Origin of the sequence: Aureimonas sp. AU12 (genome assembly GCF_001463705.1) — a bacterium.
Lineage (GTDB): Bacteria > Pseudomonadota > Alphaproteobacteria > Rhizobiales > Rhizobiaceae > Aureimonas.
Genome location: NZ_BBWH01000038.1, coordinates 1 through 12,163, shown reverse-complemented (window position 1 = coordinate 12,163; position 12,163 = coordinate 1). Strand labels below are relative to the sequence as shown.

Sequence of the window (12,163 nt, the reverse complement as noted above, 5' to 3'; positions counted from 1 at the left end):
GGGACGGGCCGCTCGGCCCGTCCCCGCCCCGGACGTCGGGTCGATCAGTAGCCGAGGCCCTTCTTCGACTCCATCACGGCCTTCGGGTCGTCGGCCTGCGTGTAGAGCTTGGATTCCGTCTGGATCCACTTCGGCGGCATCGTGCCGTCCTTCTTGAACGCCTCGAGGGCGTCGAAGGCGGGGCCGGCCATGTTCGGCGTCAACTCGACGGTGGCGTTGGCCTCGCCCGCCGCCATGGCGGCGAAGATGTCCGGCACGGCGTCGATCGAGACCACCATGATGTCGGTGCCGGGCTTGAGGCCGGCTTCCTTGATCGCCTGGATGGCGCCCACGGCCATGTCGTCGTTGTGAGCGTAGACGGCGCAGATGTCCTTGCCGCCGTTCTCGGCCTTGATGAAGCTCTCCATGACTTCCTTGCCCTTGGTGCGGGTGAAGTCGCCGGTCTGGGAGCGCGTCAGGCTGATGTTGGTCTTGCCGGCGATGGCCTCCTCGAAGCCCTTCTTGCGGGCGATGGCGGGCGAGGAGCCGGTGGTGCCCTGAAGCTCCACGACCTTGCAGTCCTTCGAACCGACCTGCTCCACGAGATACTCGCCGGCGACCTTGCCCTCGTGGACCTGGTCGGAGGTGACGGCGGTCAGGTAGAGCGAATCGTCCTTGGTCTCGATGTTGCGGTCGAGCAGCACGACGGGAATCTTGGCTTCCTTGGCCTCTTCCAGCACGTCGTCCCAGCCGGTGGCGACCACGGGGGCCAGCAGGATCGCGTCGACGCCCTGCGCCACGAAGGAGCGGATCGCCTTGATCTGGTTCTCCTGCTTCTGCTGCGCGTCGGCGAACTTCAGGTCCACGCCGCGCTTCTCGGCCTCCTGCCGGGTCACGGCGGTTTCGGCGGCGCGCCAGCCGGACTCCGAGCCCACCTGCGCGAAGCCCACGACCATGCCGGCCGCCATGGCCGGCGTGCCCAGAAGCGTCGCGAGCGCCAGGCCCGCCGCAATCTTGCGAAGTGTCGTCATGTTGGTCCTCCCAGAAAGCCGGGCTCGGCCGGCTCGATCGTTCCCGGCCCTCCCGGCCGGGGTCGAGACGCCCCGCCGCCGTCCGAAGGGCGATGGCAGGGCGGCGAAACTGCTTCCGCGCGGCCCATCCGGGCCTTGCGAATAACTCATACAAAAGCGACGGGGCGGCGCGCTGTCAATCGGATTCCACCACCGGGTCGTGTTGCGTCGCAACCGGCAAAACCGCCTCGTTGCGCGCCGCCCTCGATTGCGTTTATGTAGACAGTCTGTATTTGTTGGATGGCGAGACGGGACGGGCAGGGGAATGACGAAGGCCATGCCGATGCAGGACGACAGCGACCCCGCGCCGCGCACGCGCGGCACCGGCGCGCGGCTGGTCTATGACGGCCTGCGCCGCGAGATCCTGTCGCTGGCGCTCGATCCCGGCAGTCCGCTCGACGAAACCTCGCTGTCGGAACGCTTCGCCATGTCGCGAACGCCGGTGCGAGAGGCGCTGCAGCGGCTCATCGCCGAGGGGCTGGCGACGACGCTGCCCAACCGCAACACGGTGGTGACGCCGATCGATTTTGCCCGTCTTCCCGCCTATTTCGAGGCGTTGACGCTGATGTACCGCGTCACGACGCGCGGCGCGGCGCTGAAGGCGGCGGCGGCGGATCTGTCCGCCGTGCGCGAGCGCCAACGCGAGTTTGCCGCCGCAGTCGAGGCCCACGACGCGCTGGCGATGATCGAGGCCAACCGCGAGTTCCATGTCGCGATCGCCGAGATCCACGACAATTTCTACTTCACCGCGCTCTTCGCCAAGCTGCTCGACGAGGGGCGGCGGATCCTGCGCCTCTACTATTCGTCCTTCGACGATGCCCTGCCGCGCCAGTATGTCGAGGAGCATGACGAACTGGTCTCGGCCATCGAGCGCGGTGACGTCCTGTCCGCCGACCGGCTGGCGGCGGCCCACGCGGCGCAGATCGTCCGGCAGATCCAGGAGTTCCTCGCCCGCGACCTGCGCGATCCCATCGACCTGTCCGACACGCCGGACTGAACGCCCGCCACCCCGCCTGGCGGTCCCGCGCGACCTCGCGTCGCGGACCGGTCCCGCCGCACATCTCGACCTTGGCGCCGATCTCGTCCAGAGCATCCGCCAAGGCCCCCACCGTCGCCGGCCCCTCAAGGCCCAAGCCTCAGAGAGAGTGAAGAACCCTATGCGCCAAGTGGAGCGGGAACCCGACGTCGCCATCGTCGGCGCGGGGGTGGTGGGGCTCTCGGTCGCCCATGCCCTGCTCGATGCCGGGCTCTCGGTGGTGGTGATCGATCGCGGCGAGCCGGGACAGGGGGCGAGCTTCGGCAATGCCGGCGCCTTCGCCTTTTCCGACGTGTTGCCGCTGGCCTCGCCCGGCATGATGCGCAAGGCGCCGCGCTGGCTGCTCGATCCGCTGGGACCGCTCACCATCCGCCCCGCCTATGCCGCCCGCATCGCGCCCTGGCTCTTCCGGTTCTGGCGCGCCAGTTCGGGTGGGGCTTTCCAGCATTCGATGCTGGCGCAGGTCGCGCTGATGCGGCTGGCGCGGCTGGAGACCTCGGCCCTCATCGAATCGGCCGGTCTCTCCGACATGCTGCGCTCCGACGGCGCGCTCGAACTCTACGAGAGCGCCGGGGAACTCGCGACCTCGCTGCCGGGCTGGGAGGCGCGGGCGCGCGAAGGCATCCAGTTCCGCCATCTCGAGGGGCGCGACGCCATCGCCGAGATGCAGCCGGGGCTGGCGGAGCGATTCACCCACGCGACCTTCGTGCCCGGCTGGCAGTCGATCGCCGACCCCTACGACTACGTGCGGGCGCTGGCCGCGCGGGTGAGCGCGCGGGGCGGGCGCATCCGCCAGGCCGCGGTGGAGCGCCTCGCGCCCGACGAGACCGGCGTCGTGCTGCACCTCAGCGGCGGCGAGACGCTGCGCGCCGGCCACGGCGTCGTCGCGGGCGGCGCCTGGTCGAAGCCGCTGGCGGCCGGTCTCGGCGACCGCGTGCCGCTCGACACCGAGCGCGGCTACAACACGACGCTGCCGGCGGGCGCCTTCGACGTGAAGCGCCAGCTGACCTTCGGCGGCCACGGCTTCGTGGTGACGCGGCTGGCGGACGGCATCCGCGTCGGCGGCGCGGTGGAACTCGGCGGGCTCGACCTGCCGCCCAACTTCAAGCGGTCCGAGGCGATGCTGGCCAAGGCCAAGGCTTTCCTGCCAGGCCTCGACACAAGCGGCGGACGACAGTGGATGGGCTTCCGGCCCTCGATGCCCGATTCGCTGCCGGTGATCGGCCGCGCCTCGGCCAGCGCTCGCGTCGTCTACGCCTTCGGCCACGGCCATCTCGGGCTGACGCAGTCGGCGGCGACGGCCCGTCTCGTCACCGACCTGATCACCGGGCAGTCGTCCGCGATCGATCTCGCCCCCTTCCGCCCCGACCGTTTCTGATCGACCGACTTCACGAGGACCCCTCGCATGGCACGCCATTCCTTCTTCTGCATCGACGGCCACACCTGCGGCAATCCGGTGCGTCTCGTCGCCGGCGGCGGGCCGAACCTCGCGGGCTCGACGATGATCGAGAAGCGGGCGCATTTCCTGCGCGAGTTCGACTGGATCCGCACCGGGCTGATGTTCGAGCCGCGCGGCCACGACATGATGTCGGGCTCGATCCTCTATCCCCCGACGCGGCCCGACTGCGACGTCGCCATTCTCTTCATCGAGACCTCGGGCTGCCTGCCCATGTGCGGCCACGGCACCATCGGCACGGTGACGATGGCGCTGGAAAACGGGTTGGTGACCCCGAAGGAGCCGGGTGTCCTCAGGCTCGACACGCCCGCCGGCCTCGTCGTCGCGACCTATCGGCAGGAGGGCGCCCATGTCGAGGAGGTCCGGCTCGTCAACGTGCCGGGCTTCCTCCATTCGGAAGGGCTGGAGGTCAAGTCCGCTGCGCTCGGCCCCTTGCGCGTCGACGTCGCCTATGGCGGCAACTTCTACGCCATCGTCGATCCGCAGGAGAATTTCCGCGACATGGCCGACTTCACCGCCGGCCAGCTCGTCGCCATGTCCGGCGCGCTGCGCGCTGCGCTGAATGCGCGCTACGAGTTCGTCCATCCCGAGAAGCCGGAAATCCGGGGCCTCAGCCACATCCTGTGGACGGGCGCGCCGACGGTGGAGGGCGCCCATGCCCGCAACGCCGTGTTCTACGGCGACAAGGCGATCGACCGCTCGCCCTGCGGCACCGGCACCTCGGCGCGCATCGCGCAGTGGGCGGCCAAGGGCAAGCTGTCGGTCGGCGACGACTTCGTCCACGAGAGCATCATCGGCTCGCTGTTCAAGGGCCGCGTCGAGGCGGCGGTGACGGTGGGCGATCGCCCCGGCATCATTCCCTCGATCGCCGGCTGGGCCCGCACCACCGGCATCAACACGATCTTCATCGACGACCGCGATCCCTTCGCCCACGGCTTCCAGGTGATCTGATGGACAGCGCCGCGCCGACCCTCATCCCCTTCGCCGAGCTTGCGGAACGGCTCGCCTGCATCCTCGAGCGCCATGGCTGCTCGCCCGAGGTGGCGCGGCTTCTGGCCGAGAACTGCGCGGCGGCCGAGCGGGACGGGGCGCACAGCCACGGGCTCTTCCGCATGAAGGGCTACGTCTCGACGCTGCGCAGCGCCGGCTGGGTGGACGGGCACGCGGTGCCGGTGGTCGAGGATGCCGCGCCTGCTTTCCTGCGCATCGACGCGCGCGGCGGCTTCACGGTGCCGGCGCTCGCCGCCGGACGGGCGCAGGCGCTGGCCAAGGCGCGCGCCAACGGCATCGCGGTGGTGGCGATCCGCAACTCGCATCATCTCGGCGCCCTCTCGCTCGACGTCGAACCCTTCGCCGACGAGGGGCTGGTGGCGATCTCGGTCATCAACTCGATGAAGGCAGTGGTGCCGCATGGCGGCCATACGGCGGTCTTCGGCACCAACCCGATCGCCTTCGCCACGCCGCGCGCCGGCGGCCCGCCGCTCGTCTTCGACATGGCGACCTCCGGCATGGCGAACGGCGACGTGCAGATCGCCGCCCGCGAGGACCGCGCGCTCCCCGAGGGCAACGGCGTCGACCGCGACGGACGCCCGACGACGGACGCCAAGGCGGTGCTGGACGGCGGCGCGCTGCTGGCCTTCGGCGGCCACAAGGGCGCGGCGCTCTCGTTGATGGTCGAGGTGCTCTGCGCCGCGCTCGGCGGTGGCAAGTTCTCCCACGAGGTGGACCTTGCCGATCATCCCGGCGCCGTCACGCCCCATACTGGGCAGACCTTCATCCTCATCGACCCGCAGGCCGGGCGCGGCGCGCTGCCGGACTTCGCCACCCGCGTCGAGGCGCTTCTCGCCGAGGTCGCCGCGGCGGGCCAGGACCGGCTGCCGGGCGATCGTCGCCACGCCGCACGGGCCCGCTCGCTGGCGATGGGCATCCCGGTCTCGGCCGAGATGATGACGGTGTTGGGCGAACTGGCCGCGCTCTAGCGTAACGGCGGAGGGCTCAGTCCTCCGCCACCTCGTCGGCCGGATCTACTCCGTCGCGATCGATGCTGCCGACCGCCTTGAAGCCGAAGCGCGCCGCGACGTCCGGCGCATAGCGCGGCAGGTCGGATCGAAGCCGCAGCAGCGCCAGATCCTTGGCCTTGGCCTCCAGCATCACGTCGAATTCCAGGCCTTCCGCCGTCCGCATGAAGCTGGCGAACTCGAAGGGATTGCAGAAGTCGGCATGGCCCGTGAAGACCGGCGGGACCAGCGACTTCACCTTCTTCTTCGTCGTGCGGTCCACGCGGACCTGCTCGCGCATCTCCGTGCGGGGCGAGGAGAAATGCACCTTCGGTCGCACGCCGGCCGGCCAGCTCTTCAGGATCGCGTGGAGCGTCGCGCGCATGTCGGCGCGCCCGGGGTTGAGACACCAGAAATGCTGATGGTCGAAGATCAGCGGTACGCCCGTGCGCTCGTGGATCCAGAGGACGTCGGCGGCCGAAAACCGGAGGTCGTCATGCTCGAGCACGAGGCGGCGCCGCACGGGCTCGGGCAACGTCGCCCAGGTCTCCACCCAGCGCGCACGGCTGGCGGGAACGTCGCCATAGGTGCCGCCGACATGGATCACCATCACTGCCTCGGGCGGCTGCTCCATCAGGTCGAGCATTTCGGCCTGCGCCAGAAGGTCGGCGGTGGAGCGGGCGATGAGCTTGGGGTCGGGGCTGTTGAGGACGATGAACTGCGAGGGGTGGAACGACAGGCGGATGTCGAGCGCACGCGCCTTGGCACCGAAGGCCGCCAGTTCCGACCGGCTTTCGGCGATCATCGCATGGAAGCGCGGCATGTCGGGATGGGTGACGTAGGGCGCGATGTCCGAGGCCATCCGGTACATGCGGATGTCGTGGGCATCGAGATGGTCGAGCACGGCGTCGAGGTATTCGAGCGAGACCTTGAGATGCGGATCGCTCGCCGGCCGGCGCGCGTCGCTGCTCTTGAGATCGGGGTTCGCCATCACCTTGACGGGAAAGCCGAGGCGGGCGGGACGAGGTGTCGTCATCGGGAAAGCGTCTTTGAGCGGCTGCGATCCCGAGCCTGGACAAGCCGGCTTCGGGATCGCGTGGGCTGGGACAGGGATCAGCGCGGGGCGGGCGTGTCCTGCGGGGGGATCTTGCGCAGCGCTTCCTGCAGTTCGTCTTCCTGCGACTGCTGCGAGGCCTGGTCGGCGTCGCGGTCCTGGTTGTCGGCCTGGTCCTGCTGGTTGTCGAACTCGTCCTTGGGGATATGGCTCATCGTGCGCGTCCTCTGTTGCGGCCTGTCCTTCCGCAACGCGCCGCGCGCGGTTCGGCTCCCCCGTTCGGGCATGCCCTGGTTGCGCCAAGGGAGGCGGTCCGGGCTCTGGCGCGTCTCGCCGGCGCCGTTATAACGGGAGACCGGATGGGAACGGGACGATCGGCCGGATGCGATGACGGAAGCCTCGGAAGGGCCGGCGAGGCCCGGCGAAGACGGCGGTGCGGCGCTCGCGGGCGCGGGGCCGGTCGCGGACCTTCGCACCTCGTTCCGCATCCGCGACGAGATCGACCGGCGCATCGACGCACGAACGCTGAAAGCCGGCGAACGGCTCCTTTCCGAGCGCGAACTCGCCGAGAGCTTCGGCACCACCCGCATCACGCTGCGCGAGGCGCTCGGCATGCTGGAATCGGAAGGGCGCCTCTATCGCGAGGACCGGCGCGGCTGGTTCGTCGCGCCGCCGCGCCTCGTCTACGATCCGACCGAACGCGGCACGTTCGAGCGCGCGGCACGGGCGCAGGGGCGCACGCCCTCCACCCTCGTCGTCGATCACGCCGTCGTGCCCTCGCCCTCGCGCGTCGCGGTGCTGCTCGGCACCAAGCCGGGCGCGCCGATCCTGCGCATCCGGCGCCTGCGCTCGCTCGATGCGCGCGCCGTGCTCTATGTCGAGCATTACCTCCAGCCCGACGCCTTTCCCGGCCTCGACCGCCACGACCTCACCGGCTCGATGACCGTGATCTACGAGCGCGACTACGGCTTCACTTATGGTGGCATGGTGTTCGAGATCACGACGGTCGGCCTTCATGCCGAGGCCGCCGAGCCGCTGCGCATGGCGGCGGGCTCGCCGGGCCTTCTCGTCACCCGCACCCACGACGACCCGGCCGGCCGGCGCGTCGACTGCGACTTCGAATATTGGCGCCACGACGCCATCCTCGTGCGGGTCGCCGTCTGACCCCGATCCGGCGGCTCGCCCGCACCGGATATCGCCCATCACAAGACAAGGACATCGATCTTGAAGGTCTTCGACGGACATAACGACGCCCTGCTGCGCATCTATCTCGACCCGACGCCGTCCGCCTTCGACGCATTCCTGGCCGGAGGCTCGAACGCCCATATCGATCTGCCGAAGGCGCGGGCCGGCGGGCTTGCGGGCGGCCTCTTCGCGATTTTTCCGCCCTCGCCGATGAACGGCGACATGTTCGATCGGATGAGCGCCGCCGGCTACGACCTAGCCCTGCCCGAGCCGCTCGCCCATCCGTTCGGGGCCGACTGCACGATCGCCATGACCTCGATCCTCATGCGCCTCGAAGCGGCCTCGGCGGGCGGGCTGACGATCTGCCGGAGCGTTGCCGAGATCGAGGCGGCGATGGCGAGGGACAGCCTCGCCGCCGTCCTCCACATCGAGGGCGCCGAGGCAATCGACCCCGACCTTCGCATGCTCGACGTGCTCTTCGCCGCCGGGCTGCGCTCGATCGGCATGGTGTGGAGCCGGCACAACCATTTCGCCCACGGCGTGCCCATGCGCTTTCCCTCCTCGCCCGACACCGGCGCGGGCCTGCTGGAGCCCGGCCGGCGGCTGGTGGCCCGCTGCAACGAACTCGGCATCCTCCTCGACCTGTCGCATCTCAACGAGCGCGGTTTCTGGGAGGTGGCGGAACTCTCCGACGCGCCGCTCGTCGCCACCCATTCCAACGTCCACCGGCTCTGCACCGTCAGCCGCAACCTGACCGACGCGCAGCTGGACGCGGTGGCCCGCTCGCGCGGCGTCGTCGGACTGAACTTCGCCACTGCGTTCCTGCGCGAAGACGGCCGTATGGATGCCGACACCCCGCTCGACACGATGCGCCGGCATCTCGACGCGATGCTGGAGCGGCTCGGCGAGGACGGCGTGGCGCTCGGCTCCGACTTCGACGGGGCGACGATCCCGAACGCCATCGGTTCGGCGGAAGGGCTGCCGGGACTGCTCCATCACCTCGCGAGTGCCGGCTACGGCGATGCGCTGCTCGAAAAGATCGCCCATCGCAACTGGCTGTCGGTGCTGGGTCGCACCTGGAAGTCCTGATGGGGTCGTCCACAGATTGTGCACCGCACAAGCTTGCCGTGACTTTAAGCATGGCATAGCTTCGTCGGATCCGGGGCGGGTGCGCGAGACGATCGCGGCCGCTCCGATCCCGATCAAAGAACCGACGAGGTCGCTGCCCGTGTCCCTGTTCCGCTCCCGCCTTCTCGCCCGCCACCTCCTCGCCGGCACCGTGCTTCTCGGAACCGCGACGCTTGGTGCCGTCGCTCAGGCCGAGACCCCGGCCGACACGCTGGTGATCGCCAACGGCATCGACGACATGAAGTCGCTCGACCCGGCCGAGAGCTTCGAGTTCTCGGGGCAGGACCAGATCAACAACATCTACGAGACGCTGGTCGAGATCGACCCGTCGACGCTGAAGCCGATCCCGGGTCTGGCGGCCAGCTGGAGCGTCTCCGACGACGGGCTGACCTACACGTTCAAGATGGCGGAGGGGCGTAAGTTCGCCTCTGGCAACCCGATCACTGCCGAGGACGCCGCCTTCTCGCTGCAGCGCGTCGTCAAGCTCGACCAGACGCCGGCCTTCATTCTCACGCAGTTCGGCCTGACGAAGGACAATGTCGAGACGAACGTGAAGGCGCTCGACGCCTCGACGCTGCAGATCGTCACCGACAAGCCCTATGCGCCGTCCTTCCTCTACAACGCGCTGACGGCCGAGGTCGGCTCGATCGTCGACAAGGCGCTGGTGTCCGAGAATCTCGGCGAGGACTTCGGCAACAGCTGGCTCGACACCCATTCGGCGGGATCGGGCGCCTACGTGCTGCGCGCCTGGAAGCCGAACGAGTCGGTCGTCCTCGACGCCAATCCCAATTTCGGCCACGAGGTCGCGATGAAGCGCGTCTTCGTGCGCCATGTCGTGGAGCCCGCGACGCAGCTCCTTCTGCTCCAGAAGGGTGACGTCGATCTCGCCCGCAATCTCGGCCCGACCGACATCGCCGCCGTGGAGCAGGACGCCAACCTCAAGGTCCAGACGGAGCTGCGCGGACAGGTCTACTACCTGTCGGGCAACCAGAAGGACGAGATCCTCGCCAAGCCCAAGGTCATGGAAGCGATCAAGTACCTGATCGACTATGACGGGATCGCCAACCAGCTCCTGAAGGGCCAGGAGCAGCCGCACCAGTCCTTCCTGCCCGCCGGTTTCCTCGGCGCCATCGCGGACAAGCCCTTCAAGCTCGATGTCGCCAAGGCCAAGGCCTTGCTGGCGGAAGCCGGCTATCCCGACGGGTTCGAGACCGAGATCCTGATCCGCAACGAGAAGGAGCGGGTGGACATCGCGCAGGCGATCCAGGGCTCGCTCGCGCAAGGCGGCATCAAGGCCTCGCTGCGCTCGGTGACGGGCTCTGAGGCCCTGTCGATCTACCGCGCGCGCAACCACAAGCTGACGCTGCAGACCTGGGGTCCGGATTATCCCGATCCGCAGACCAACGCCTCGGTCTTCGCCGCCAATGCCGACAATTCGGATGCCGGCGCCCTGGTGGGCAACCTCGCCTGGCGCAATGCCTATGCCGCCGCCGAGACGACGCCGATGGTGGCGGCCGCCGTGGTGGAGAAGGACGAGGCCAAGCGCGCCGCGATGTACGAGGAGATGCAGCGCACCGAGCAGATGAAGTCGCCGATCGCGGTGCTCTTCCAGCGTTCCGAGCAGCCGGCGCTGCGCAAGGGCGTCGACGGCTTCCACACCGGCAGCGCGGTCGCCTCGGCCTTCTACTGGACCGTGACGAAGGCGGCGCAGTAACGTCTTGGCGCTGATGATCTCAGGGGCGGGCGCATGAGCCCGCCCGTCCTCGACGAACCGGCGCTCGACCCAACCCGGGCGCCGACCGGCGGCGGGCTCGGTGTGCCGCGCGCGCTCTCGCGCGGCGCCGGGCTCCTGTTCAGCCTCGCCATCACCCTGTTCGGCCTGCTCTTCGTCACCTTCCTCATCGCCCGCGTCGTGCCGCTGGATCCGGTGCTGGCCGTGGTGGGGGACCGGTCGACGCAGGCGCAGTATGACGCGGCGAAGATCGCGCTCGGCCTCGACCAGCCGCTGCCCGTCCAGTTCGTGCGCTATCTCGGCGACGTCGTGACCGGCGATCTCGGCCGCTCCAACCTCACCTCGCGCCCGGTGGTCGAGGACATCGCAGCCGCCTTCCCCGCGACGCTGGAACTGGCAACGCTCGCGACGCTGATCGGCGTGCTGGCCGGCGTTCCCGCCGGTGTCTTCGGCGCGGTGCATCAGGGGCGCTGGCCCGATCAGGTGATCCGCGTCGTCGGGCTGCTCGGCTATTCGATGCCGGTCTTCTGGCTCGGCCTCATCGCGCTTCTCGTCTTCTACGGGCAGCTCGGCTGGGTCGGCGGGCCCGGCCGGCTCGATGTGTCGTTCGAACTCGCCTACGAGTTCGATGTCGTGCCTGTCACCGGATCGATCCTCATCGATTCCGCGCTGTCGGGCGCCTGGGACGTGTTCCGCAACGCGCTGTCGCATCTCATCCTGCCGGCCCTCGTGCTCGGCTATTTCTCGCTCGCCTACATCTCGCGGATGACACGCTCCTTCATGCTCGAACAGCTTTCCCAGGACTACATCACGGCGGCGCGCGTGAAGGGCGTGTCGGAGCGGCGCGTCGTCTGGGTGCATGCGCTCGGCAACGCCATGGTGCCGCTCGTCACCGTGATCGCGCTGTCCTACGCGGCGCTCCTCGAAGGCTCGGTGCTGACCGAGACCGTCTTCGCCTGGCCCGGCCTCGGGCTCTACATCACGCAGGCGCTCTTTGCCGCCGACTTCAACGCCGTGCTCGGCGGAACGCTGGTGATCGGCGCCGCCTTCATCGTCCTCAACCTCCTGTCCGACGTCGTCTACACGCTCGTCGATCCGAGGGCCCGATGAGCTTGGGCTCGGGCACCACGGGCTGGCTGACCTGGCTGACCACCGACACGCCGCGCTCGCGCCTGCAGGCGCGCGCCGTCGCGCTCTGGCAGGGCTGGGGCGAGCTTCGCGCCAACACGCTGGCGATGATCGGCCTCGGCCTCATCGTCGCGCTCCTCCTGATGGCGGCCTTCGCGCCGCTCATCGCCACACATCATCCCGACATCCAGAACCTCAACACGCGGCTCCTGCCGCCCGGTGCCGGGCACTGGCTCGGCACCGACGAGCTCGGGCGCGACGTCTGGAGCCGGCTCGTCTTCGGCTCGCGCGTCACGCTCTATGTGGTGGCGCTCGTCGCCGTCACCGCCCCGGTGCTCGGCCTCGTCATCGGCACCGTGGCGGGGACACTCGGCGGCTGGACCGACCGGGTTCTGATG

At 69.3% G+C, this 12,163-nt stretch carries 12 protein-coding genes; 9 read left to right on the top strand and 3 right to left on the bottom strand.

All coding sequences use genetic code 11. From position 1 onward, the window contains the following. Positions 1–44: 44 nt before the first annotated feature. Positions 45–1,010, bottom strand: coding sequence for a galactofuranose ABC transporter, galactofuranose-binding protein YtfQ (ytfQ, locus tag AUL33_RS15315; RefSeq protein ID WP_062209959.1), 966 nt, complete (start codon positions 1,008–1,010; stop codon positions 45–47). 322 nt (positions 1,011–1,332) lie between these two features. Between ytfQ and AUL33_RS15310 the strand changes: the two genes are divergently transcribed. The 4 genes from AUL33_RS15310 to AUL33_RS15295 all read left to right on the top strand — a co-directional run bounded on the left by AUL33_RS15310 (position 1,333) and on the right by AUL33_RS15295 (position 5,520). Next, positions 1,333–2,046: a GntR family transcriptional regulator gene (locus tag AUL33_RS15310; RefSeq protein ID WP_062209969.1), complete on the top strand. Its 714-nt coding sequence runs from the start codon at positions 1,333–1,335 to the stop codon at positions 2,044–2,046. 160 nt (positions 2,047–2,206) lie between these two features. After that, a complete protein-coding gene (locus tag AUL33_RS15305; RefSeq protein ID WP_062209956.1) occupies positions 2,207–3,463 on the top strand; it encodes an FAD-binding oxidoreductase in 1,257 nt (418 codons plus the stop codon). 27 nt (positions 3,464–3,490) lie between these two features. Continuing rightward, positions 3,491–4,492 (top strand): 4-hydroxyproline epimerase, encoded by a 1,002-nt coding sequence (locus AUL33_RS15300; RefSeq protein ID WP_062209953.1) that lies wholly within the window; start codon positions 3,491–3,493, stop codon positions 4,490–4,492. Continuing rightward, a complete protein-coding gene (locus AUL33_RS15295) occupies positions 4,492–5,520 on the top strand; it encodes an Ldh family oxidoreductase (protein WP_062209950.1) in 1,029 nt (342 codons plus the stop codon). The genes AUL33_RS15300 and AUL33_RS15295 overlap by 1 nt, the downstream gene beginning before the upstream one ends. Before the next feature lie 16 nt (positions 5,521–5,536). Here the strand turns inward: AUL33_RS15295 and uvsE are convergent, their stop codons facing one another. Beyond that, positions 5,537–6,574: a UV DNA damage repair endonuclease UvsE gene (gene uvsE / locus AUL33_RS15290; protein ID WP_062209947.1), complete on the bottom strand. Its 1,038-nt coding sequence runs from the start codon at positions 6,572–6,574 to the stop codon at positions 5,537–5,539. Positions 6,575–6,651: 77 nt separating this feature from the next. After that, on the bottom strand, positions 6,652–6,807 hold the full coding sequence (locus AUL33_RS22245; protein ID WP_156419438.1) for a hypothetical protein: 156 nt from the start codon (positions 6,805–6,807) through the stop codon (positions 6,652–6,654). Between the two features lie 172 nt (positions 6,808–6,979). Here AUL33_RS22245 and AUL33_RS15285 point away from each other — a divergent pair, with 172 nt between their 5' ends. The 5 genes from AUL33_RS15285 to AUL33_RS15265 form a co-directional block, all read left to right on the top strand. Then, positions 6,980–7,756, top strand: coding sequence for a UTRA domain-containing protein (locus AUL33_RS15285; protein WP_082652631.1), 777 nt, complete (start codon positions 6,980–6,982; stop codon positions 7,754–7,756). Positions 7,757–7,816: 60 nt separating this feature from the next. Continuing rightward, positions 7,817–8,866 carry a dipeptidase gene (locus AUL33_RS15280; protein WP_082652630.1) on the top strand — a complete coding sequence of 350 codons (1,050 nt, stop codon included), beginning with the start codon at positions 7,817–7,819 and terminating at the stop codon, positions 8,864–8,866. Between the two features lie 139 nt (positions 8,867–9,005). Then, positions 9,006–10,619: an ABC transporter substrate-binding protein gene (locus AUL33_RS15275; RefSeq protein WP_062209965.1), complete on the top strand. Its 1,614-nt coding sequence runs from the start codon at positions 9,006–9,008 to the stop codon at positions 10,617–10,619. A gap of 33 nt (positions 10,620–10,652) precedes the next feature. Beyond that, positions 10,653–11,747, top strand: coding sequence for an ABC transporter permease (locus tag AUL33_RS15270; protein ID WP_156419437.1), 1,095 nt, complete (start codon positions 10,653–10,655; stop codon positions 11,745–11,747). Continuing rightward, positions 11,744–12,163, top strand: a 420-nt coding sequence (locus AUL33_RS15265) for an ABC transporter permease (RefSeq protein WP_374754441.1), incomplete at its 3' end; no start/stop codon positions are given. The genes AUL33_RS15270 and AUL33_RS15265, both read left to right, overlap by 4 nt.